23 protein-coding genes and 1 tRNA gene are annotated in these 25,207 nt (G+C 37.6%); 1 reads left to right on the plus strand and 23 read right to left on the minus strand.

Features of this window, described 5'->3' with window-relative positions:
- Positions 1 to 1,079: 1,079 nt before the first annotated feature.
- From lysS to JUJ52_RS18010, 16 genes are all read right to left on the minus strand, one after another.
- Positions 1,080 to 2,561, minus strand: coding sequence for a lysine--tRNA ligase (gene lysS / locus JUJ52_RS17935; RefSeq protein WP_166530772.1), 1,482 nt, complete (start codon positions 2,559 to 2,561; stop codon positions 1,080 to 1,082).
- A 337-nt stretch (positions 2,562 to 2,898) separates the two neighbouring features.
- A complete protein-coding gene (locus JUJ52_RS17940; RefSeq protein WP_051388261.1) occupies positions 2,899 to 3,168 on the minus strand; it encodes a helix-turn-helix domain-containing protein in 270 nt (89 codons plus the stop codon).
- Positions 3,138 to 3,650, minus strand: a complete 513-nt coding sequence (gene folK / locus JUJ52_RS17945) for a 2-amino-4-hydroxy-6-hydroxymethyldihydropteridine diphosphokinase (RefSeq protein WP_026680203.1) — start codon at positions 3,648 to 3,650, stop codon at positions 3,138 to 3,140. Before folK ends, JUJ52_RS17940 begins: the two co-directional genes overlap by 31 nt.
- Positions 3,647 to 4,015: a dihydroneopterin aldolase gene (gene folB / locus JUJ52_RS17950; protein WP_026680202.1), complete on the minus strand. Its 369-nt coding sequence runs from the start codon at positions 4,013 to 4,015 to the stop codon at positions 3,647 to 3,649. The genes folK and folB overlap by 4 nt, the downstream gene beginning before the upstream one ends.
- A gap of 3 nt (positions 4,016 to 4,018) precedes the next feature.
- On the minus strand, positions 4,019 to 4,840 hold the full coding sequence (gene folP, locus JUJ52_RS17955) for a dihydropteroate synthase (RefSeq protein WP_026680201.1): 822 nt from the start codon (positions 4,838 to 4,840) through the stop codon (positions 4,019 to 4,021).
- Positions 4,841 to 5,147: 307 nt separating this feature from the next.
- On the minus strand, positions 5,148 to 6,074 hold the full coding sequence (gene cysK, locus JUJ52_RS17960) for a cysteine synthase A (protein ID WP_205389405.1): 927 nt from the start codon (positions 6,072 to 6,074) through the stop codon (positions 5,148 to 5,150).
- 131 nt (positions 6,075 to 6,205) lie between these two features.
- Complete coding sequence (locus tag JUJ52_RS17965) at positions 6,206 to 7,102, minus strand: peptidylprolyl isomerase (RefSeq protein WP_205389404.1); 897 nt, start codon at positions 7,100 to 7,102, stop codon at positions 6,206 to 6,208.
- A gap of 165 nt (positions 7,103 to 7,267) precedes the next feature.
- Complete coding sequence (gene hslO / locus JUJ52_RS17970) at positions 7,268 to 8,137, minus strand: Hsp33 family molecular chaperone HslO (RefSeq protein WP_026680198.1); 870 nt, start codon at positions 8,135 to 8,137, stop codon at positions 7,268 to 7,270.
- Between the two features lie 32 nt (positions 8,138 to 8,169).
- Complete coding sequence (locus tag JUJ52_RS17975) at positions 8,170 to 8,943, minus strand: type III pantothenate kinase (RefSeq protein WP_121604282.1); 774 nt, start codon at positions 8,941 to 8,943, stop codon at positions 8,170 to 8,172.
- Positions 8,944 to 9,433: 490 nt separating this feature from the next.
- Entirely contained in the window at positions 9,434 to 11,485 is a 2,052-nt protein-coding gene (gene ftsH, locus JUJ52_RS17980; RefSeq protein WP_026680196.1) for an ATP-dependent zinc metalloprotease FtsH, read from the minus strand.
- 136 nt (positions 11,486 to 11,621) lie between these two features.
- A complete protein-coding gene (gene hpt, locus JUJ52_RS17985) occupies positions 11,622 to 12,164 on the minus strand; it encodes a hypoxanthine phosphoribosyltransferase (protein ID WP_026680195.1) in 543 nt (180 codons plus the stop codon).
- Between the two features lie 12 nt (positions 12,165 to 12,176).
- Positions 12,177 to 13,568 (minus strand): tRNA lysidine(34) synthetase TilS, encoded by a 1,392-nt coding sequence (tilS, locus tag JUJ52_RS17990; protein WP_121604281.1) that lies wholly within the window; start codon positions 13,566 to 13,568, stop codon positions 12,177 to 12,179.
- A 51-nt stretch (positions 13,569 to 13,619) separates the two neighbouring features.
- Positions 13,620 to 14,558 (minus strand): protein kinase domain-containing protein, encoded by a 939-nt coding sequence (locus JUJ52_RS17995; RefSeq protein ID WP_205389403.1) that lies wholly within the window; start codon positions 14,556 to 14,558, stop codon positions 13,620 to 13,622.
- Positions 14,527 to 15,261, minus strand: a complete 735-nt coding sequence (locus tag JUJ52_RS18000) for a VWA domain-containing protein (protein WP_026680192.1) — start codon at positions 15,259 to 15,261, stop codon at positions 14,527 to 14,529. Before JUJ52_RS18000 ends, JUJ52_RS17995 begins: the two co-directional genes overlap by 32 nt.
- 98 nt (positions 15,262 to 15,359) lie before the next feature.
- Positions 15,360 to 17,813 carry a stage II sporulation protein E gene (gene spoIIE, locus JUJ52_RS18005; RefSeq protein ID WP_205389402.1) on the minus strand — a complete coding sequence of 818 codons (2,454 nt, stop codon included), beginning with the start codon at positions 17,811 to 17,813 and terminating at the stop codon, positions 15,360 to 15,362.
- A gap of 604 nt (positions 17,814 to 18,417) precedes the next feature.
- Complete coding sequence (locus JUJ52_RS18010; RefSeq protein WP_205389401.1) at positions 18,418 to 18,915, minus strand: hypothetical protein; 498 nt, start codon at positions 18,913 to 18,915, stop codon at positions 18,418 to 18,420.
- 584 nt (positions 18,916 to 19,499) lie between these two features.
- Here JUJ52_RS18010 and JUJ52_RS18015 point away from each other — a divergent pair.
- Positions 19,500 to 19,573, plus strand: a tRNA-Met gene (locus tag JUJ52_RS18015).
- Between the two features lie 372 nt (positions 19,574 to 19,945).
- Here the strand turns inward: JUJ52_RS18015 and JUJ52_RS18020 are convergent.
- The 7 genes from JUJ52_RS18020 to JUJ52_RS18050 all read right to left on the minus strand — a co-directional run bounded on the left by JUJ52_RS18020 (position 19,946) and on the right by JUJ52_RS18050 (position 25,075).
- Positions 19,946 to 20,329 (minus strand): S1 domain-containing RNA-binding protein, encoded by a 384-nt coding sequence (locus tag JUJ52_RS18020; RefSeq protein WP_026680189.1) that lies wholly within the window; start codon positions 20,327 to 20,329, stop codon positions 19,946 to 19,948.
- Positions 20,330 to 20,431: 102 nt separating this feature from the next.
- Positions 20,432 to 20,767 (minus strand): FtsB family cell division protein, encoded by a 336-nt coding sequence (locus JUJ52_RS18025; protein ID WP_371414008.1) that lies wholly within the window; start codon positions 20,765 to 20,767, stop codon positions 20,432 to 20,434.
- 51 nt (positions 20,768 to 20,818) lie between these two features.
- A complete protein-coding gene (gene yabQ, locus JUJ52_RS18030; RefSeq protein WP_205389400.1) occupies positions 20,819 to 21,418 on the minus strand; it encodes a spore cortex biosynthesis protein YabQ in 600 nt (199 codons plus the stop codon).
- The gene (gene yabP / locus JUJ52_RS18035; protein WP_026680186.1) at positions 21,415 to 21,714 is read right to left on the minus strand and encodes a sporulation protein YabP; all 300 of its coding nucleotides are present in this window, start codon (positions 21,712 to 21,714) and stop codon (positions 21,415 to 21,417) included. The genes yabQ and yabP overlap by 4 nt, the downstream gene beginning before the upstream one ends.
- Before the next feature lie 63 nt (positions 21,715 to 21,777).
- Positions 21,778 to 22,038, minus strand: coding sequence for an RNA-binding S4 domain-containing protein (locus JUJ52_RS18040; RefSeq protein ID WP_026680185.1), 261 nt, complete (start codon positions 22,036 to 22,038; stop codon positions 21,778 to 21,780).
- Positions 22,039 to 22,044: 6 nt separating this feature from the next.
- Positions 22,045 to 23,490, minus strand: coding sequence for a bifunctional methyltransferase/pyrophosphohydrolase YabN (gene yabN / locus JUJ52_RS18045; protein ID WP_121604279.1), 1,446 nt, complete (start codon positions 23,488 to 23,490; stop codon positions 22,045 to 22,047).
- Between the two features lies 1 nt (position 23,491).
- On the minus strand, positions 23,492 to 25,075 hold the full coding sequence (locus JUJ52_RS18050; RefSeq protein WP_205389399.1) for a putative polysaccharide biosynthesis protein: 1,584 nt from the start codon (positions 25,073 to 25,075) through the stop codon (positions 23,492 to 23,494).
- Positions 25,076 to 25,207: the final 132 nt, after the last annotated feature.

Below are 25,207 nucleotides of genomic sequence, written 5' to 3' on the forward strand. Positions count from 1 at the left end.
TGGTTGTTTTGTTCAGTTTTCAAAGAGCAAATTAGTTTGCTGCTTTTTCGACAGCAACTCTTTCATTATACCAGTTTGATCAACTCAAGTCAAGAACTTTTTTTACTTAACTTTTTCGCTGTTCAAATTGGCGACTTTATTAATATACCATGCAAAGCATTGAGTGTCAACACTTTTTTTATTCATTTTATGAATTGCATTGGCAGTTGCCTTGTGAAGCAACGTTATTAAATTTACCACGTTTGTAATATGAAATCAAGGGGTTTTGTAAAGAAAATAAGACAAAATATTAATTTGTACTCTTTATTAAATTCTAATATTTAAATAAGCCTATTTTAATTCGTTATCTATTATAAATAATGTACCCAATTCCAACTAAATAAAACGTGAATATCGTTTGAATTATGCTTTGTACAATGTAACCATTAAACGTTAATCTTCTATATATAGGGAGAAAAAACGCAAGCGACCGAATAGAAACGTAGCGACTGGTGCGAGTCAACGAAGATAAAGGAAGCACGGTGAGCTTGCGAGCCGATGATGATTTATCGTAAGGCGATTCGTAAAGTCACTTCGTTTCTGGGTGCGACAAATTATATACCTTCCTAAATCGAGTAGAGGGAGAAGCTAAGAGCTTATCGCCCCTCTCGCACCACCAGTACATACGGTTCCGTATACGGCGGTTCAATTTATATCTCCGTGTGTACTTTTAGATAACGGTCTAAGACAAAAGGAATACCTCTTTGCCCCACACTCGTTTCTCCTTTCCTTTCACGTGACGAAGAACACTTCTATTTTGACTATCCTCCTGAGATACGCTCATACTTTCATCATTAACACATTCAGAAGTCTATCCTTCGTGCATTTCATGGCGTCACTATAAATGGTTCAGCCCTTCATGATTTTTTTCATCACTACTATGGCGTCGACTGACTTCTCACGATAAACACCTTGCGCTTCTCTAGTGGTTGGTTGATGTGTACCTCCACAGTGGACTTTCACCACCTAGATAGTCGCCATGCCTGGCGCACTTATAAAAAAGCAGAGAAAGGGAATAATCCACTTTCTCTGCTAACCATCTATTTATTCCGCATTTGCGGGAACAATAACACATCCCGAATAGACGGGGAATTCGTTAATAACATTACTAAACGATCAATACCTATACCCAGACCACCCGTTGGTGGCATTCCGTATTCTAACGCTTCTAAGAAATCACTATCCATAAGATGGGCTTCGTCATTTCCTTCTGCACGTTCTTTCACCTGTGCTTCAAAACGTTCACGTTGATCAATTGGGTCATTTAGCTCACTAAATGCATTAGCATGTTCACGGCCAACAATAAACAACTCAAATCGATCGGTAAAACGATCATCCTCTTTATTTTTCTTAGCTAAAGGAGAAATGGCTACAGGGTGACCGTAAATAAACGTAGGCTGTATTAGTCCTTCTTCAACTTTTTGTTCAAAGAATTCATTAACTACATGCCCAAAAGTCATAGTATCCGTTATTTCAACTCCATGCTCCTTCGCTAATGCCCGAGCCTCTTCATCAGTCATATGCTTCCAGAAATCTACACCCGTCTTCTTCTTAACCGCGTCAACCATGTGTAGCCTTGTCCATTCTGGTTCTAGATTAATTTCATAATCTCCATACGCTACCGTTGTAGAACCAAGTACTTCTTTCGCAATATGAGCAACTAAATTTTCGGTAAGGGACATGATATCATGATAATCGGCATATGCTTCATAGAGCTCGATCATTGTAAATTCAGGGTTATGTCTAGTTGAAACACCCTCATTTCGGAAAACACGTCCAATTTCATAGACTTTTTCCAATCCACCCACAATTAGCCTTTTCAAATGAAGCTCAATAGCAATTCGCATATACAAAGGGATGTCTAATGCATTATGATGCGTTTCAAACGGACGAGCAGAAGCACCACCAGGAATACCATGTAACATCGGGGTCTCTACCTCTAAGAAACCTTGTCCATCTAAATATCTGCGCATCGCTTGAATTATTTTACTTCTTAACACAAACGTTTCTTTACTTTCCATATTCGTAATCAAGTCTAAATAACGTTGTCGATAACGCTGTTCAATATCTTTTAAGCCATGGTACTTCTCAGGTAATGGTCGTAATGATTTTGTTAATAGGTGAAACTCAGTTACTTTAACAGACAGTTCACCAACCTTAGTTTTGAACATTATCCCAGTAACCCCGATTATATCTCCCATATCACTTGACTTAAAAATCTCATAAGCTTCTTCGCCTATCTTATCTTTACGAACATATAACTGAATTTGACCACTAATGTCTTGAATGTGAGCAAAGCCTGCTTTTCCTTTTCCGCGTTTGGTCATCATTCTTCCGGCAATGGTCACCTTTTCTTCCTTTTCTTCCAACTCTTCCTTTGAATAACGATCATATAATTCTTTTAATTCGTTTGCTACATGAGTTCGTGTGAATTTCCCACCGAAAGGATCTATTCCTTGGTCTATAAACTGCTCGAGCTTTTCACGCCGAACTCGCATATGTTCATTTAATTCCTCTGTCACCTTTATCACTCCAGTCCTTATCTATTATGTAAGTATAGCTGATTTAGATAAATCTTTCATGCCTCAAGCTTTCGCAATTAATGGTAAAAACCTACCAGAGGTTACTGACAGATTTTGAAATCCTTTGAATTTAGGAAGCTCTATTTACTTCCTCTTATTCATTCGCATTAGCATATAAAATACTAGTAGATCTGCATGCGTTTCAGCTTTATTAACGTCGCCTTTCCTTACCATTTTCACGTAGACCCGATACTAGGCAGAATGCTTACGAATTACCTCCATAGCTACTTTTAACAATTAGTGCCAATGAGGCGTCCATTTTGGATCGCTCATCCCCCTACCTAATTTCTTCATTTTTTTCGTTTGGTAAGCCATCCAAGAATTTATTATCCTCTTGTGGTACTTCTTGTAATGTCAGCTCCTCCTTAGAAACGGATAATGTCTCAGCAACTTTATCTAGTAATTCCTCTGATAATTCCTTCGAGCCACGTTCTACACCACCAATTGCGGAAAGAGGAACGCCTAATGCTTTTGCAAAATCTATTTGAGTATATCCTTTTAATTTACGAAATGCTTTTATTCGTCTGCCGATTCGTTTTTTGTCCATATAGCTACACCCTTTATGTCATTTCCCGGAAGCTCTTCTATTAAATCAGCAACACGCTTTTCCTTTACTGGTATTACTATATCTGGTGCTATTTCATTTAATGGAATAAGCACGAATGCACGCTCATGCATTCGCGGGTGCGGAATAATTAATCGCTCCGTTTTATTATTTTCTTGATTATACAGCAAAATGTCAAGGTCTATTGTTCGCGGACCAAAACGAATCGTCCGTTCCCTTCCCAATTCACGCTCTAGTTGCTGACAATAATCCAGTAACTCTAATGATGCAAGTGTCGTTTTTATCTCAATTACCATGTTAAGAAAATCGGCTTGATCCGTATACCCTACTGGAACTGTTTGATAAATGGATGATTGATTTATTATTGATATGTCTGGATGTTTACTTAGTTCATATAAACAGCTTTCTAAATATTGAATTCTTGGTTCAATATTGGTTCCTAATGCAAGATATGCCTTATTCATTTCGTCGTTTTCTCCCTATGTATTTCCACCGCAACAGAGTGATAGTGACCCGCTATTGGTGGATCTGGTTTAATAACTTTAATCGTACAAGCCTCCAGTAAATCGAAGGAGGTTAAGAGCTTATTGGCTATGCTTTCGGCAACTGCTTCGATTAGATTCTTGGCTTCGCCTTCGACTACTTCCTTTATATACGCATAGGCTTGTCCATAATGTATGGACTGATACATATTATCACTACTTCCGGCTTTAGATAAATCTAAAAACAAAGTAGCATCTACGTGAAAACGCTGGCCAAGTTTGTTTTCCTCAGGAAGTAAACCATGGAAACCGTAAAATTGTAAGTTATTTAAATATATTTTATCCATGTGTCAACCTCTTTTCACGCGCAGCATTGCATCCATCATCTGCGCAAGCTCTATATTTGTTTTCACATCATGAACACGCACCATATTGGCACCCTTCATAATTCCTAAGCAAGTAGTTGCACCTGTTCCTACGTCTCTTTCTTCAGGTGGTACGTTTAGGATATTCCCAATAAACCTTTTTCTTGAAGTTGCCAATAGTAGCGGATAGCCTAATTCTTGGAATACCTCCAACTGATTCAGCACGAGCAAATTGTCTTCAGCTGTTTTAGCAAATCCAATACCTGGATCAATGATAATATTATGGTCCAACACGCCAGCTTGTAATGCTATATCTATACTTTCTTGTATATCATTCAACATGTCCTCAATGATATTGTTATAATCTAAATCCGTTCGATTATGCATGAGAATGATAGGTACTTGATACTCACTTGCAACTTGAGCAATCGCCGGTTCTTTTTTTGCACCCCATACATCATTAATAATATCTGCACCAGCTTCAATTGCAGCTTTTGCTGTCTCAGCTTTATATGTATCAATGGATATCGGTATTTTTATTTTCTCTTTCACAGCCTTAATAATGGGAACTACGCGTTTAATTTCCTCCTCTTGAGAAACTGGTTCATGATTTGGCCGAGTAGATTCTCCACCAATATCAATAATATCCGCTCCTTGCTCCTCCATTTTCACAGCGTGTTCTACTGCTTTGTTAATTGTGTTGAAGCTTCCTCCATCAGAAAAGGAATCTGGAGTAACATTTAATATCCCCATTATATGTGTACGTTCATTTAGATCGTAGGTTTTCACTTTTGTAATTAGTTTCATACTGCCCCGTACCTTCTTTCCTGACATTTTCTCCCTTAATCGTATCACAGAACAAGCAAGCAGGCGACCCACTATAAACAAGAACAAAAGCACCCGATTAGAAATGTAGCGACTGGAGCGAGTCAACGAAGATAAAGGAATCACGGTGTGCTTGCGAGCTGATGTTGAATTATCGTAGGTTCATTCATGAACTCGCCTCGTTTCTAGGCGTTGGAGCTGGACGCAGCTCAACACTCTTTTATAATTTCCTAAACAATGAAAAAGCCAGTATCAAATATTAGATACTGGCGAAGGACAATCGCATTAATTATTCTTCTTCAAATTGATAAAGCGGAGTCGATAAATACCTTTCTCCATTATCTGGGAAAATAGCAAGAACCTTTTTCCCTTTCCCTAGTTTCTTCGCCACCTGCTTCGCAGCTGCAACAGCAGCTCCTGCAGAAATGCCACCAAGAATTCCGTTGGTAGTAGCTACTTCTCTAGAAGTTGCAAAGGCTTCTTCATTCTCGATGCGTAAAATTTCATCGTAGATGTCTGTATCTAATATTTTTGGTACGAAACCAGCACCAATTCCTTGAATTTTATGAGGTCCAGGAGTAGCCCCCGATAGCACAGCAGAAGCAGAAGGTTCTACCGCATAAATCTTTATTCCCTCAAAGTTTTCTTTCAAAAATTTTCCAGCTCCTGTTATGGTTCCTCCTGTACCAATCCCTGAGACGAATGCATCTAGGCCATCACCCATTTGCTCTACAATTTCTCTACCTGTCGTCCTTGCATGGACTTCCGGATTTGCTTCATTATTGAATTGCTGTGGCATAAAATAACCATTCTCTTTTTGTAATGCTTCCGCTTTATTAATAGCGCCTTTCATCCCCTCAGCTCCAGGAGTTAACACAAGTTTTGCACCATAGGCGCGTAAAAGATTGCGGCGCTCTTGACTCATCGTGTCAGGCATTACAAGCACAGCCTTATACCCCTTTGCTGCAGCTACCATCGCTAAACCGATACCTGTATTACCGCTAGTCGGTTCAATAATGGTATCTCCTGCTTCCAATTCTCCAGACTTTTCAGCCGCCTCGATCATTGCTAAGGCAATACGATCCTTAACAGAGCTACCTGGGTTCATAAATTCAAGCTTCACATAGATGTCAGCACTGTCAGCGTCTGTCACATTATTTAATTTTACTATTGGTGTTCCACCAATAAGTTCAGCTATATTATTAGCTACCTTCACTACATTCCCTCCTAATTCCTAGTTATTTTGTATGATTAATTATAATGTACGTTTTACCCAGCTAAATGTCAACTAATACGGAATATTTAGGCATTCGTCTACTTATTTTGTCCATCGACTATTGTTACGTGCTATTCTTCTCCATATAACCAATCAATCTCCATCTCTTCCCATAGTGGAGTGGCATCTAACGACTGGTTTTGTTTATGTAATGCTAATTCACTCTTTATATACGGTTTCATCTCTTCATACGTAAATGTAATAGATGGTAGCTTGCGATGAAGATAAAGAATTACCACACCATCATCAGCTACAAATGGTTTACTATAAGAATGCTCTTCTATATTCTCAGCAACTTCTGCATAGCCATTAGGAAAGAATTGACTAGTTGTATAAATAAAGCCAAGATATCCACCTTCTGCTTTAGAGGATTCATCAATTGAATATTCTCGAGCTAATAGCTTGAATGAGGCACCTGATTCCAATTCTTGATAAACTTTATTTGCTGTTTCCATATTATCTACTACGATATGTGAAATTTGCATAGAAGATGTAAAGTTATATTGATCACCATATGTATTATAATGATTCCTTATTTCTTGCTCTGGAATAGGTGTCCCCTCTGTTAAAAGCATTTCCAATTGATACCTGTATGTAATATCTTCTTCCCATTGCTTCTCTAACTTTTCATAAGTTGACGCTGAAGTCACACCCTGCATCGTAGTTAACATAGCTATTTCTCTAGCTATAACCTTATCACTAATTTTTAGTCCTTTGTCCGCTGCTAATTGTTGTACAACTGCTTGATCTATCATTGATCGTAAATGCTTTTTTCCATAGTTGTTTCGAAGCGAGTCACTCCATTGAGCGAAGCTGATGTCATCATTTCCAATGATTGCCACCTCATCATTACTACTCAACTTCCTTCCATCGCCAACATTAACCCCTTCATTACGCCAAATTAATAAAGTAGCAATATTCGTTATTAAAAGTATTATAATGACACCTAGCAATAGTTTTTTCGACATGGATACTAGCTCCCCCTGTACGCTGAACAAGGTATTATTCAACACTTGTTAACTTAACGAACTACTTTCTCAGTTTTACAAATCTACAAATGAGCTGTCTCCAACATCAATCAAAAGGATTTTAGCACATTCAATTCGACACAATGAGACAGCCTCTTCAAAATACTACCCTTTTAAAGCTTCTAACTCTTCCTCCGTAAACTGATATGTTTGATTACAGAAATGGCAACTTGCCTCTGCCCCATGATCTTCATCAATCATATTTTGAATTTCTTTATCACCCAACCCTTTTATTGCTCGCTCAAGTCGTTCTTTTGAACATTTGCAGCGAAATTCCATAGGAACGGTTTCATGAATTTTTACTTGATTCTCTCCAAATAACCGATGCAGAATTTGTTCAGGTGTATTTCCTTCACGAATCAATGTAGAAATCGGTGGCAATTCTTGAATTTTCTCCTCTAACTGACTAATCACTTCTTCACTAGCACCAGGCATAACCTGTACTATGAACCCCCCTGCAGCTAGAATACTATGATCTGGATTCACCAATACACCAGCACCAACAGCTGAAGGAACTTGCTCAGAATTAGCAAAATAATACGTAAAATCTTCGCTAATTTCCCCGGAAATAATCGGAACCTCTCCCGTGAAAAAATCTTTTAATCCTAAATCTTTAATCACGCTTATATTACCTTCAGTACCAACAGCTCTTGCCACATCTAATTTTCCATTTGCATTTAATTCAAAATCAACATGTGGATTTACCACATATCCTCGAACCTCACCCTTTGCATTCGCATCTGCAATAATACCTCCTAAGGGGCCATCTCCCATTACCTTTGTCGTAATGGAGTCCTCTCCTTTCAACATAGCTCCCATCATACCTGCAATCGTTATCGTTCTACCAAGAGCAGCAGATGCTGTTGCCCATGAATCGTGTCTTCTTCTTGCCTCTTCTACCGTATCTGTAGAAGTTGTCGCGTAAGCACGAACCATTCCATTATATGCTGTAGCTTTAATTATAAAGTCCTTCATGTTGTAAAACTCCTTTCTAATTAACCTTATTCTTATAATTGCTTATTTTTATGATAAATGAGATAAAGCCCCTTTAACGTTAGATATGGATCTACATGCTGTATAGTCTGGGATTCATGAGCAATTAACGAAGCCAAGCCGCCAGTAGCAACTACTTTTGCATTCACACCCATTTCCGCTTCAATTCGTCTGACAATGCCATCAACTTGTCCAACATAGCCGTAGAATACACCCGATTGCATTGCCTCAACCGTGGACGAACCAACAACATGATCAGGGGCTTGAATTTCAATTTTCGGTAACTTAGAAGCCTTACTATACAGTGCTTCCATCGATATATTTATACCAGGAGATATGACACCACCATGATATTCTTGTTGATCATTGATATAGCAAAACGTAGTTGCCGTCCCAAAATCAATTATTATTAATGGTGCACCATATGTTTCGATTGCGCCTACTGCATTTACTATACGATCTGCTCCAATTTCTCTAGGGTTAGGATAACGCATCTTTAGAAAGGAATGAACCGACTCCTTCCCAATTATCATAGGCTCCAGATGAAAATAGTCTTTACACATTTTCTCCAAAGCAAACATAATGGGTGGAACAACAGATGAAATGATAATACCCTTCATATCCGAAAGTGTAATTCCTTTATGATCAAACAACGATTTGACAAGCATGCCGAACTCATCCTCTGTTTTATAACGATCCGTTTTTATCCGCCATTGGTGCTTTAATTGATCTCCTTCAAATACACCTAATACTGTGTTAGTGTTACCCACATCAAGTACAAACAACATGCTTTCCCATACCTTTCTCTACGACAAAATTTACAATTAGTCTGCAACATAATTTCATTTTTTAATATACCATACATAGTTATGAATATATAACAAACAGACTATAAACTTTATGGCAATAAGCTCTTAGGAAGGAATGAGCTTGGAAATATACGAATACTTATAGGAGTATAATTACCGCAACACGCATGAAATATGTTCGCATTCCGTGGAACGGTCTCAGCTACCTTGGCAAAGAAATACACGTGGCCAAGTGAAGCTTTGGAATCATGCTGTTCCCGCAAAATAAGAGAGGATTCGTCTGTTATAAATCGCTCGCAGGAAAAGCGCTCTTCTTTTTCAAGGAGTCTCGCATATTTCAGCTACTAGTTTAATCAAAAAACGAACTATAATTAATTTCAACTAATTATAGTTCGTTTCTATTGTTTATTATTTACTTTTATCTCAAACTCTAGATATTCATTTCTATTTATAGTTATTTGTAATGACGTTATTTTTTGTTATCCGTTTCATCATTTGATGATGGCTTATTATCGGTAGTAATTTCATCTGTTGAAGTAGGCTTGTTATCTGTTGTAATTCCATCTTTGTCTAAGTTCTTGTCTACTTTTGCTTTTGCCTCTTCAAACGTTTCTGGAGTATCTTCTTTATCATTAGATTGGATATTTACTTTAACCGATTCATCATCTTTTTCTGTGTCTTCAATCGGATCAGGTTCAGGTAGTTTTCCATCTTCAAACAGTGATTTTATTTGTTTAGCATCTAGCGTTTCTACTTCAAGCAATGTTTGGGCAATAAGCTCTAGCTTATCCTTATGCTCAGTAAGAATCTTCTTCGCACGATCATAACAATAATTTATAAAGTTCTGCATCTCTTGATCAATTTCATGAGCAATCGCATCACTGTAGTTTTGTTCATTGTTCAGATCACGACCAAGGAATACTTCACCACCACCATTTGTAAACTGCAATGGCCCAATTTTATCACTCATTCCATACTCCGTAATCATTTTACGTGCAATTCCTGTAGCACGTTGAAAGTCATTGTGTGCTCCAGTACTTACCTCTCCGAACATAATTTCTTCCGCAACTCGACCACCTAATAACCCAGTAATTTTATCAAATAATTCCGGTTTGGTCATAAAGTATCGGTCTTCTCTCGGTAACATTACAGCATATCCACCAGCTTGACCACGTGGTACAATGGTAACCTTATGAACCATATCTGCATCATCTAGAACCATACCAATCACCGTGTGTCCACTTTCATGGTGAGCTACAATATTGCGTTCTTTCTTAGAAATAACTCTACTTTTCTTAGCCGGACCAGCAATGACACGATCAATAGCTTCATCAACATCCAGCATATTTATCGTTTTTCGATCCTGTCTAGCAGCTACTAGTGCTGCTTCATTTAGTAAATTCTCTAAGTCTGCACCAGAGAAGCCTGGTGTACGCATAGCTATCGTTTGCAGATCTACATTATCAGCCAATGGTTTATTTCTTGCATGAACCTGTAATACCTCTTCACGTCCTTTAACGTCTGGACGATCAACTGTAATTTGACGGTCAAAACGTCCCGGACGAAGCAGAGCAGGGTCTAGAATATCTGCACGGTTTGTTGCTGCAATGATAATAATTCCTTCATTGACACCAAAACCATCCATTTCAACTAAAAGCTGGTTCAACGTTTGTTCACGTTCATCATGTCCACCGCCAAGTCCAGCTCCACGTTGTCTACCTACTGCATCAATTTCATCTATAAATATAATACAAGGCGCATTCTTTTTCGCATTTTCAAATAAATCACGTACACGGGACGCACCAACACCAACAAACATCTCCACAAAGTCAGAACCACTAATAGAGAAGAATGGTGTACCTGCTTCACCCGCTACAGCACGAGCAAGTAGCGTTTTACCAGTTCCCGGAGGTCCTACTAAAAGTACCCCTTTAGGGATTCTTGCACCAACGGCTGAGAACTTACGTGGATCTTTCAAAAATTCCACTACCTCAACAAGCTCTTGCTTTTCCTCATCTGCTCCTGCTACATCTTTAAAACGGACTTTTTTCTTGTCTTCACTGTACATTTTCGCCTTACTTTTACCAAAGTTCATGACTCGGCCACCGCCGCCGCCACCTTGGGCTTGACTAAGTATAAACAGGAAGAACAGTCCGATGATCAAGAACGGAATCATTGTTGTTAAGAATGTTACCCACGCGCTTGGTTGTTCTTCTTCTTCTACGTTAAGCACACTTTGATCGTTTGCTTGCTCTGTAATTGACGCTATAATGTCCGTATTATCAGGAACTTGAGCAATAAATTTTTTATCCTCATCATTTAAAGTCCCTTCAAAACGAATAATACCATTTGCTGGTTGCATCGTCATTTCTTGTATTTCGCCATTATTTAAAGCATCCATAAACTGCTTTACATTATATTGTTTTGCTTCTTCATTTTGTCCATTGAATACCCCAATGACTCCTATAATAACGAAGAATATAAGTATCCAAAAGAACACATTCCGAAATATCCGGTTCATTACTTACCTCCTCCCAAGCGGGGAAAAACTATATAACATCGTATCATATAAAAAAGTTGAAATACAACTAATTTCACTTGAAAAATCAGCATTTTATTTCCAAGGTTTATTTCATTCTTCCACTTGATTATTTTTATTATTCGCCACCATAAATCTCTGGTTTCAAAACACCTATATATGGCAAATTTCTATATTTTTCTTGATAATCTAATCCATAGCCAACAACAAATTCATTAGGTACTTCGAACCCAACTATATCCGCTTTAATTGCAGCTGTTCTTCCAGATGGCTTATCTAGTAATGTGACAATTTTAATTGATTTTGCCTTCCTATACTTAAACAGGTCTACCAAGTAGCTTAGAGTTAATCCACTATCAATGATATCTTCTATTATGAGCAAATCGCGACCTTCAACTTTAGTATCTAGATCTTTTACGATTTTCACTTCCCCAGAAGAGCGCATCTCTCCTCCATAGCTAGAAACATCCATGAAGTCCATTTCCAAATGGGTATGCATATGTCGTAGAATATCAGACATGAATGGCATTGCACCCTTTAGAACTCCAATTGCAAGCGGAAATCTCCCATCATATTCCTCGGTTAATTGTTGTCCTAGCTCTTTACACTTGCTTGCGATTTCCTCCTCCGATATTAGTACCTCTTGAATATCATTATGCATATTCTGCTCCTCCTACATGTTGCCTTTTTCATAATTTAATTGTATAAATGCGGCATTATCTGCCTGTTTCTCAAGTAGTCCCTTTTTTAAACCAACCAACCATAGGATTTCTCCATTATTATCTGTGATAATTGGCCAAGTGCCCCGTTCAGATCGAGGTATTTTTGCATCAATAAAAATATCCTTCACCTTTTTACTTCCCTGTAGCCCTTTCCAGCGCATTTTATCTCCGTGCTTTCTGGTACGTATATGTAACGGAAGAGCCGCCTGCCCGCTTTGTAAAATAAAGGTCTGTTCTGACTGCTCTTGATATTCATCCACGTATTCAGTAGTGAATACTGATCCATCAGGTAAAACAGTTTTGCCTGGGATCTTTAATAACATATGATATGAATCTGTATGGAGGTCATCCTGGAAGTGACACTTTAGCTGGTTATATGCCTTCTCTACTTTTAAGCCAGAGGGAAAATCTAGTTGCGCATTACCTGTTTTTCGATGCAATAATGCAAAAAATTGCTCCTCGTGGACATAGGATAAGTCCTTAGGTAAATCAGTATACAGATAGTTTAATATTAGATGAAAGGCCCGTCTTTGTAAAGCAAATGCGTACGTTTTAAACAGCTTAATTTCAAATGAAACCTGGCATCTTTCCTTATCAAACATCACAATTGTATCGACCATTTCTTGTGCTTGTCTATTTAAATACGCTTGATCGGCCTCTAACGTTTCACTAAGATGCTGTATGGTAGTATGTATATTACTATTTTTCTCTTTTATTAATGGAAGTACGTGTTTTCGGAAATAATTCCTTGTATAGGTTGTCTCATGATTCGAAGGGTCAAGCCTCGGTTTAATATGATGCACTTCACAATAATTCCATATTTGTTCTTTCGTTACGCAGAGAAAAGGTCGAACAATAGCACCCGTAGCAAAATCCCGCTTAACAGGAATACCTGCTAATGCTTGTGAATCTGCTGAACGTACCATACGCATGAGCATCGTTTCTGCCTGATCGTCACCATGATGGCCGAGCATTAGCAAATCGGCATTATATAATTCCATTTGCTCTTCAAAGAACTTATATCGTAATTTTCTTGCCGCTAGTTGTGTTCCTAGTTTGTGCTTCTTTTTATAGGACGGTACATCAACAGAGGTTCCTACAAATTCGATATCCCACGTTTTACAAAATCGCTTAACATATCGAAGATCCTCAAGGGATGCTTCCCCTCTCAGTTGGTGATCGACAGTTACGGCGATTATACGTATTTCCCATTCCTGCCTTATCGAATGGAGGTAATGGAGAAGTGCTAACGAATCTGGTCCCCCTGATACACCTACTAGGACTGTTGCCTGCTTTGTTAACAAGTGATGTTTTTTTATAAAATGAGTAATCATCGTTTTCATTATGTCCATCTCCAACACAACATTTCTACTTTTATCCTATCACAACTAGGATCACTGAAAAAGCAAAGAAATTAAATAGTAGGCTCCCGCTAGAATAGAAATACCTCCGGCCTCTAGCAAAAAGGGAGCTTCTTTTTCTTGTTGGATTTGCTTCCTAGTTTTTTGCTTTTTTTTCTGCGTATCATGAATTACCTGTAACATCTCTCTTTTCATTTGTGAACTAGAAGCATATTTACCTGCTAGTGCCTTCTTTAAGACATTCCGATATGGGCGTAGTCCTCTTGCTTCATCCAGCTTGCGAAATAGAAGCTTCTCCGGTTGAGAACCTTTGACAAAACGTTTTGGATAATAGACATGAATGAATGCCATCGTAAAAGCAAATAAATCATAACTTGGTTCTGCTCTTCTTGATCCCATTTCCCAATAACCACGATCATAAAACTCGGTATACTCTTTGATCGCTCTTCCTGTTTGTGTTGTTCCTCCAACATCTACCCAACGCACACGTGGCGGAGAGGAGACGATTAATAGGTTATCTAATTTTAAATCGCCGAAAACCCATCCTTGTTGATGAAGCTGTTCGAGATCCTCCAACAGCTGTACCATGAAAACCCCGGCCCATTCCTTACCATGGCGATGGATATAGGAGGCCATCGATTCACCTTGCAAATATTCCATTACATAGAATGAATATTTAGTACCTATTGGAGCCGTCCAATCGTCTACATCCAATAAAGAAGGTCCAAGACGATTTCCTTGGACCTTACCGAGTGACCGGAGCACATTAACCTCAACCGTCATGGAAGAACGTTTATCACTAATTTTCAATGCAGCTAATTTGCCGTTTGCTTCACACAGGTATACAGAACCAATGGCTCCAGCGCCAAGCTTTCTTTTGATAACATACGTTTGTTTATGCCACTTCCCCTGGATATGCATTCCAGAGTGGATATCACTATTAAGCTTCTTCCATTCCTGGTTCATCTTCATCTCTAAAGCTCCTTAGTAAGCTTTTCTTACCAAACTGATACATTGCTTCTCGAATAGCAGGACCTGTAGGAGTAATGCCACCACTTGTTAGTTTTGGAAAAATGGTAGAGATAGAATCTAAAGCAGGTGACCAATCAAATACCTTTTGTATATCTTTTCGTTTTCCAGGAAAACTAAAAATTGCAAAGCGATTACGACCAATACGTGCGTTTAAACTAATAGATAGATCAATTAATGCTTCTTTAACGGTTGGAAGCTTATCATGCATACTTGCACTCGTATCAACTAATACTAATACTTCCAGATCACACGTCTCCCCCATATCTTCTACTACTTCCATTATTTCTCCGCGCTTTTCCGGCTCAAGATCCTCTAGTGACTGATCCTGTCCTAAAATCTGCTGTAATTCTTTATTTACAAAACCCTGCAGTGTTTGGGTCATCGCTTGTTTAGTCACCGTTTGTACTGTCTGAGATAATGCTTGTTTATAGACAAGCTGGCTAACACCACCACCTGATAATGCAATGTCTTCAACTTCTTTTAAACCTTCGGGTTGTTCGCTCTGTTCATCCTCTAATATTCCAATTACATTTACAGTGATTCCTTGTTGATAAGCCAAAGAAGCTGTAGCCGAAGGATCTTCTCCTTTGTTTGAGCATCCATCTGTAATTAACAAGATTTGCTTCAGTGTACCTTTTCTCAACGTCATCTACCTCCCAACTATTAATACCATCTTCACCACTTTTTATGTGATCTATACATGGTATAGTTAGGATGGAAGGTAAATACGTACTATATCCTTCACTGAGCTTGATCATGATAAATTGGTACAGAAGTCCATTTAGGTATATTCTTCATTACTTTAGCAACTACCACGGTCATATCATCCTCAATTTCTCCCGACCTAGTGCGAATAACTTCTTCTAAAACTAAATCAGCAATTTCCTGAGGATCGTCGGTCTTCATTTCTCTTATTTTTCGTTTTAACCATACATCCGTATTTTCCACGTGCTTTGGCCCATCAAAAATACCATCACTCATCATAATCAATAAATCTTCCGACATTAACTGTTCACTAACAATATCTACATCAAACTCCTGAATAATCCCCATAGGGAGATTACTAGCTTCCACTTTAATTAATTGATCTCCCCGTTTAATAAAGCTAGGTGTTGAGCCTATTTTTAAAAAGCGAACGAAAGCATTGTGTAAGTCAATTACCGCCAAATCGAGTGTAGCAAACATCTCATCTGTAGATCGTAGCGATAAAATTGAGTTGATCGATTTAATCGCTACTTTTTCTGGTATTCCAGTCTGTAAAATTTGTTGAAGCAACCTTAATGTCTCAACGCTCTCCTCCTGAGCCCTTAAACCATTGCCCATACCATCACTAATAGCCATAGCGTATTTCCCTGCACCAAGCTCTATGGTTGTATAACTATCTCCAGATACAAGCCCTCCACCTTTCGCAGCATTAGCAGCACCTGTCTCAACGACAAATTCTCTTGCTGAACCAAACGCTAAATAACTATACCCATTTGGAAATGGGGCAATTTCTTCCTGTTTCACAACAACAATCTCTTTCAAAATATCAGACAATACAGGTGCAATCAGTTTAGAACCTTCACCATGATATTCATAAAAGGTTAATGTCATTTCAATATCTACGTTTCCTTTATCTAAGCGATAAATTTCTAGCTTTTCCAGTTCAATCCCCATTTGCTTCAACGCATGTACAATCTGCATTTCTTGTTGTTCATGATGCTGCCGTTCCTTTAATATTTCCTTTGCGAAATCCTCCATCACCTCCGAAACTCCTTGCAATTGATCAGCTACAAGTTTTTTACTTTCTAATACTTGTTGTTTTAATTTTTGATTGGCTTCAAAGTAAGACATCTCCTCCTTCATTACATCAACAACTTTTTGAGGCTTCACACAATAATTTTCAAACTCACGTGCTGTTTTCCTGCTTGGTTTTCCGTTTTCCCCCATATCTTCTTTCATTTGTTCCATTAATGTATATGTTTTATCAAATTGTTTTTGCCAACACCTTTCCTTCATAAAGCAATTTTGACAGGTTTTCTCCGTTACTTGACTTAAAAAGTAATCGGTTTCTCTTCTTGACTCTTGATCATCTTCGCTCGGACCATCTGTGATGGTAAAGCTCTTAGACAAAGCTTGAAAAACATCTGAAAATTGTTCAACACGTTTAGCGGTTACATTTCGCACCTTTTGTAAATATTGTTCCTGTTCATTCGTATATTCTTCTGTTCCAGGTATGAACCTTGAAAGTTTTCTAAACCAGCTAGCAGGTGTAAGCAAGAAGATTAAAATAGCAATGGATGACTCGATGATCGATGGGACTAACTGGTTCGCATCGCCGTAGATTCCAATTAAAAACGTTCCAACAAATAGGCCAACAGCAACGCCTGGTTTCCTACCTTCTTTTAATAGTCCTCCTAAGAGACCTGAAAAAGCGAGTAAGCTCATTTGATAAAGGTTTGCTACATTTGCTAGAGACAAGATGAGTCCAGCAACCACGCCGACTGTTGAGCCAATCGCGGCCCCACCGACATATGCTAAAATGAGCACAAAATAGCGAGAGAATATCTGCTCGAAGGAAGCCCCATAAAACTCCCAGCCAATCGTACCAGTAAGTATAGAGGCAATGAGTATGATCATACATACGATCTCTTCATTCTTTAATGCGGGGTTATATCTTTTTGGTGATAATAATGGAATGCTCTGCATAAAAATTAATACTAATACGGTTCCTAATACTCCTTCTACGAAAACCAGCATCCAGTCATAAGCAGATAGCTGTTGACTAATGGAATACTGAAATAACCTTGTTGCTATCGTAGATAAAAATACAAATAACGGGATAAGCATCTGTTGATTCTTCGCCTGCTTAAATAAACCACCCATAAAGACAAAAACCAGTATGGCCAGAGCGATAAAGATACTATGATTTACAGAATAGCTTAAAGCACCCAATAGCACAGCAAGTATGGTTTTTAATGTTTTTTCCTTATGGACAAGCCAAATTGTAGCTAAAAAAGCAACTGCAAAAGGAGAGACAACGGATAGAATCACAGCTCGTCCCAATAAAAAACCGATCATATAAAAAAGCCATCCTCTTTCCAGCAATACCCCTTTCATCTTTGCATATAGCCGGTTTCGGAGCTTGTCCATTTGTTTTGATCTTTCTGCTCCCAATACTTTCGGTTCCATTCTTGAAATTGAATCCATCATAACTACCACTCCCTCTTTGTGCATATCATTAAATCACAATATGCCTTCTATTTTTGTCAAAACAAGAGAGCGTTTCATAAGAATCGTTCGACGACTTTCTATTCTTCAAACAGGTTTCAACACGAACACGCGTGTGGAAGGATTAAAACAGCACAAAAACGAATGCCAGTAGGTATTGAATCGTCCATTACTTTATCCAGCAAGTGAAGGCATTTTCACCTATTGCCTTATGTAAAAAGTTTTGGCGAATTCTGAACCTTTCTAACTAAACATCCTCTATTTATCGAAAAATAAAGCAGTTTTCGAGTTTTATTACATAGTTGGTGATCGTTACGATATAGATTACGTAGGAAAATCGTGGTCAGACTGGAATTTAATTAAAGCATTGAGAAATGAATGGCCTATTATTTCTGGGTGGACCATAATACGCTTTAGCACCTAGAATACAATATGCTTGTAAACGATGGAATATAGAGAGTTATTGCATTTCATACAGTTAGACTCTATTTTCATTTAACCGAACTGCAACTTGAAATAAAGTCTAACTGAATTTACTTGATAGATTAACGCACTTAATAATTATAGAAAAACGATATTGCTTTAGTTACATATTACTTAATGAACCAAATAAAATCATTATAGCTAGAATAAAAACTACCGATATAGAGCTGATAAATAAACGTCTTTCCCTTACGATCTTGAATACACCTTTATAAAAAGAATCTATCATTAAAATTAAAACAAAGACAACAGGATAAGCCATTATAAATGTTAATCCCTTATTCATCGTTGGACTGAAATCTAAATTATTTACACTCAACACAGCTACTAGGATAAAAACAAATAAAATAAGGGTTCCTATCATTAAAGTATGGAAGGGGTTGTTCCATATTCCTTTTTCAAATAGGGAAGGATACTTTTTAATAATTAAGCTTAAAATGACATATATTGTCATTGTTACAATCAAAGTTGCTATAACAAAAAACAAACTATTTATATAGTTATTTTCTACATCTAGCTTATAATCAATAGTTAGAAATAAGATAGGAAGAAAAGCAAGTACAATTAAAATTATTAGTCTATTCCTTATTTCTTTCTTCAACGTAGTGTTACCTCATTTCTCCGTTCAGTTTAATAATGGAAAAAGGCTGGGGCAAAACACAACTTCTTTACTCAAAACACGAATAATCATGTTATCAATAGGAGTATCATCGCCGCACCGTGAAGATATACGCTCTTTCCGTGGGCACGGCCTAAGCTAACTTGGTAAAGAAAAACACGTTACCAAGTGGATCTTCGGACTCGTGTTGTTCCCGCCGGAGTCTCGCTTATTTCAGGTGCTAAATGAATGATTCTAACCAAAAAACGAAAAGATAATTGACTTCGACTAAACATTGTTCGTTTTTTATTGTTTCTTCATTAGTTTTGTCTCAGCCTCATCCTTTCCTATATCGTACAATGCTTTTTCATTTTATCATAACGGAGATAGTTATTTGTAAAAAAACAAGCTTATTAAATATTAAAGTACCGTATTCTTTACTATTTGTATTCTCTATTGTGTAAGTCGATTTGGGCAGGGCTCTTAATTAAATTACTTATATTGCCTGTGATTCTTTCAATTTTCTTATAAGAAAGCTATTGACAGAGTCTTAAACCTGCTGTATTATATTTTCTGTTGGCTTATTTGGCGGTGTAGCTCAGCTGGCGAGAGCGTACGGTTCATACCCGTGAGGTCGGGGGTTCGATCCCCTCCGCCGCCATTATTTAGTAAAACCTGTTGCATAAGCAAAGCAGCAGGTTTTTTTGTTATATCGGTCTACCTTATAAAATCAGAACAAAAGCGTAAGCGTCCGATTAGAAACGTAGCGACTGGAGCGAGTCAACAAAGATAAAGGAATCACGGTGAGCTTGCGAGCCGATGACGACTTAGATTAGGGCAATTCGTGAAGTCGCCCTCGTTTCTGGGCGCTGGAGCTGCTGCAACTCAACACGCCCATATGGATCCACATGGGCAAATTTTATATTTTCCGGTATTTTCCTAAACAATTAAAAAGAGAGGTTGGAACATAAAAGTTCCAACCTCTCTTTTTGTCGTATTTATATATAGAGCATTATTGTATAGACAGCAACTGCTATCCTCTCTTAGCACCTCGACCCCCGCGTTTGGATTCCGTGTGCTTCTTCAAAGAGGCAAGACGGTCCTCAGAATCCTTAAGGAAGCGATTCATTTTTGACTCAAAAGACTCCGTCCGTTCACGGTTATCTCGCTGACGTTTTGGTTTATCTATTGCTTTTTTTATAGACAAGCCAATCTTCCCGTCCTTCTCGACATTAATAACTTTCACCTTCACTTCATCTCCAACAGAAAGGTGATCGTTAATGTCTTTCACATAGTTGTCAGCAACCTCACTAATGTGAACAAGCCCAGTAGTACCTTGTTCAAGCTCTACAAAGGCCCCGAAATTAGTGATACCAGTTACCTTTCCTTGCAGCTTGCTGCCTACTTCAATTGACATAAAAAAAATGCTCCTCCTTAGAATTTTTAAGAAACTAATATATGATCACAATGATGCACCATTAGCTTACTACTATATTATAGCCAAGCAGACAAAAGTGTGTCAATATGATGGCTTCTCATCGGGAAGTTTGAAAATTAATTCGCCCTCTTTAGAGAAGAAATAATTTGTTCTAGCGATTTGCAATACATAATCCTCATCATTTAAAAGCTCTACTTCCTCTTGCAAATTGGCTTCTTGCTTTTCTAAGCTTGTCAATTCCTTTTGTAAGGCTTGATATTCTTCCGTCTTTTCTGCATGAAGTACACGTTGTTTAAAATGGTACGTCGCCATGGTCCCTATTGCTATTACTGCAATCAGAGAAAATAACACAAGCCGGCGAATTAGCCGCTTCTTCTTCCGTCTCTGCCTTTCTATGTAAGCATCATATTGCTGCATATAATTAGAATCTAATCTCGTTACTGTTTGTTTGTCTGAAGCCAAAGCTCGTTACCTCCTCTTAAACCTAACATACTTCACTACTTTTATACATATATTCTTCATTTTACTATAAAATCCTGCTATTTTAAAAAGAAATAATTGAACTTTTTTAGGCAATAGTCCGTATATAGCTTGAATTATCCACTTAATTGGCGTAATGATTACAGTTAAAATAAAAAGAAGAATCGTACCAACAACTTTACATAGCCAAACAATAAAGGTATATATAAGTTTCACGATCCACGTAATTGGAGATATGATAAGAGCTTGTACTATATTTTCAAAAAATCGATAAACTGCCGCAATAATACGAATGATCTGCTCCAGTACTTTTCTATATACGTTTGCAGCAGCAACCTGATAAAAGGCAAACCCCAATAAACAAGCAGCAAATATATAGAACCTTAGTTCACCACCATTTACCCGGAATAAAACATAAAATAATAGCATTGTCTGCATTAACCAAAAGCAAATTTCCATAACATAAGTCATGATTTTTCTATTTTTCCAATATGGTGTAAATCGACGAAATGTATCCTGAATTAAACCAAGATAAAATCCGCCTGTAATCATAGTAATCATTGTGAGGAATTGCGTACTTAAGCTCATTTAAATAACTTGCTAAAGAACCCTTTAGCTTTCTCCTGCTGCTCATCTACATAGGAAAGCTCATATATTTTTCCTTTTATGGTTACTAACCCTTCATTTACATCAAGGTTTTTTAGATGTAAATTTTGCCCGCGGACAATCAGATAACCCATAACTGTCTCCAATAGAAACTCCTCGTTATCAAAGCTATCTACTTCTTTGACACCTGTTATTTCTAAATTTTTTCGATTATTAACTTTTACAGAATGATCCGTTTGCACACGTGTTATATTTTCCTTATTCTCATAATAATTCATCGTAATAGCCCTCCTTATCATTATTACTTTATGAAAGGAGGGACAAGTATAGAACTGTGTAACCTAATTATTTAATTTCTCTTCTTTTAAAACGGTATACAATGTTTCTGCTTCTTCTTTTCTAACAGTTTCTTTCAAATTATTGATCTTAATCGTTACAAGTTTCTGACCAAATTTAATGGTAAGCTCATCTCCAGCTGTGACTGTTGATGATGCCTTTGCTTGGTTTCCGTTAATCGTAATTCTTCCTTGGTCCGCTACTTCTTTAGCTAATGTTCGCCGTTTGATTAATCGAGAAACCTTTAAGAATTTATCTAATCTCATTGAATTTTACTCCCCTTCTTTCGCCTTGTCCCATAATGCATCCATTTCTTCTAAAGTTGCATGCTGAATATCGATTTGTCTTTTCTCTAATTGTTGCTCAATATAGGAAAAGCGAGATTGAAATTTTGCATTTGTACGATTTAGCGCTACCTCTGGATTAATTTTATAGTACCTAGATAGGTTCGCAAGTACAAATAGAATATCTCCAAACTCTTTTTCCATTTCTACATTTTCATTCTTTTGCACCGCTTCTTTAAATTCGTTTAACTCCTCATCAAGTTTAGCCCAAATATCTACCGAGTTTTCCCAATCAAACCCTACCTTCGCGGCTTTCTTTTGGAGTTGATAAGCCTTCGCCAGTGACGGAAGTTGTTTTGCTACACCATCCAATATAGATTTACGCACATTCCCTTTCTCTTCCTGCTTCAGCTCGTCCCAATTTTTGTACACTTCATCTACTGTATCTACCGTAGCATCCTTAAACACATGAGGATGTCGATGTATCATTTTATTCGTAATCGATCGAATAACGTCATCTACTGTAAAATAGCCATCATCTTCACCAATTTGACTATGGAGCATGACTTGGAGTAACACATCTCCAAGCTCCTCAACAATTCCTTCATCATCCGCTTGATCAATAGCATCCAGTAGCTCATAGACCTCTTCAATAGCATACTCACGTAATGTTTCATGTGTCTGTTCTTTATCCCACGGACAACCTTCCGGGCTACGCAATATTCGAATAACCTTACGTAGTTGTTCAAAGCTATGATGAAGAACATTATCCGGTGCTGGCGGAATATAAATACTTGTTAAATTACTTATATCCATTGCATGATCCAGTTCCTCTAAAGAAATAGTTTTTTTGGCTTCATCTTTACTGCCGGCAGCTTCAACAATTGTAATAGGATAATCAGCTGGTAAGTCTTCTAGTAATGTTAGTTTAACATCGGAAGCAATAAAACGATCATACACCTGACAGAAAATAAGGTGATTTCGATAATTCAATTGATCTCGTTCAAATGATGTACCATCTATGAACTGAAAACCTTCAATTGGATCGATTTGCAGTGCAGTAAATAGATCATCCAAATAGCTATGTCCGCCCACAATTTCAACCTCTACTTCCTGTTGTTGGAGTAATAATTGAACCGTCTTTTCTGCAAGCATTGGATGTCCAGGAACTGTATAGATAACATTCTGCTTCGCTGCTTTCTGTAAAAGAAGGCTTACAATACTTGAATAAACATTATCAAATTGACTTTCCGCTTCATAAATACTATCAAAAGAAAGAAAACGTACGCCTTCTTCTTGCAAAGCTTTGACAGCTGGATGGTCTAAAGTCCGTGTATAGACCGCTTCTTTCGCATGTGATAGCTTTTTATATATACCAAATGAAAGCTGCTCCAGATCGCCCGCTCCCAATCCTATAATTTCAATTTTATTCATATTATTTCCTCCTGCTTTGTAGTTTCATCAAGAACGTACGAAACGGTAGCATTCGTAGTTCCTGCTCAGAAAATGCTCGTAACTTTATTAAACAATAGCCATATAGAGCTGCCCCCATAATTGAGATAAAAACGACATATACCAACAAGCCGATACGAGATATATTTAGCCAAGGCAGGATAATAAAATGACCACATAAGACAAACAATGCCATCGCACAAATAGCTACAAATAGCGGACGCCACTGAAGAGATTTCAAAAGGTTTAAATGGGGGAGCTTCCTTCTTAGCTCTCGTAATACAATCGTACATAACACAAGTAAGGAGATAATCGTTGCCACCGCACTACCTGTTATTCCCAGCCAAGGGATCAGCACTTGATTAGCTATCCATTTGACAAAAAAAGCTATAAGAATAAACCCAGCAATGCGCTTTATAAAGCCAAGACCTTGCAAAACCGCTGCCGCTGTTATAGAAATTGAGCTTAGTAATATGGAAATCATTAATAGCTGCAAATTTCCTGTACTCTGGTTATCCTGAAAAAGTAGCCGATTTACTTCAGGAAAAATAGTGATCAACCCAATCGTTGCTCCAACAGCTAGATAGATACTAAATAATAAAGCACCACGTATATAACTATAAAAGGTAATTGGATCATGTTTTAGCTTTTTCTTTGATATAGTAGGAATTAAAGCTAACGCAAAGGATGAACCAAGTATAGTTCCAAGCTGGATTAATGGTTGTCCACGGTCAAAGATACCCTTCGCCTCCATTGCTGCTTCTTTCGATAAACCAGCCTTTAGTAGACTTGGAATAACTGTGAATGTATCGGCAAATTGAATAACTAATAAGACCATATGATTTAACGCTGCTGCAACACCTAATATAAGAATGGTCCGCACGTAATAATTCCAAGGGATGTTAAATTCCTGATTTGTATAGGGCTTTTTCCTCCAAAAGAATACACTAAGGACAATAATCGCAGTCCCTGCACCTAATATGGATGCAAATACAGCGGCTTTCCCAATGTGATAAAGCGGATAATCATTCATACTAATTAATATCGCCGTAGCAATAATAATTGCTACACGTATCAGTTGTTCAGCAACCTGTGAATAAGCTGTTGGTTTCATTACATATGTACCCTGAAACACACCTCGAAGCAATGCCGAAAAGGGAACGAATAAGCAAGTAAACGCAGCTAATTGATAGATCGAGGTAAGTTTTTCATCACCTATCCACTCCGAAATATAGGATGCATTAAAAAACAAAAATAAAAACAATGAACCACTTATAAGTAATAAAATGAAACCAATTGGAAGATAGAAGCTTTTAAGCGAAAGACCTTTACCTTGTGCTTTTAATTCTACTGCCATTTTAGAAATAGCTGATGGGAACCCATAAAATGATAATACAAAAATAATACCTAATATCGGATATACTTGCTGGTATACATAAAAACCGATATCCCCTGTAAGATTTTGCAAAGGAATTCGATAACCAGCGCTCAATAATTTACTAATTAATCCAGCCAATGTAAGCAGGAAAGCTCCCTTTACTAGCTGGTTTGTTTCATTTCCATTCATGATTTACTTCCTTTAATCCTACACTTTATACATCATTATAGCATAGTTCAATACCAAACATTTGCATTCTAAATATGCTACTATATAACTATAAGAAAAACTGAGCAAAATTCGCTCAGTCCTTATCACTAC

The organism is Virgibacillus sp. AGTR (genome assembly GCF_016919725.2).
GTDB lineage: Bacteria > Bacillota > Bacilli > Bacillales > Amphibacillaceae > Virgibacillus > Virgibacillus salarius.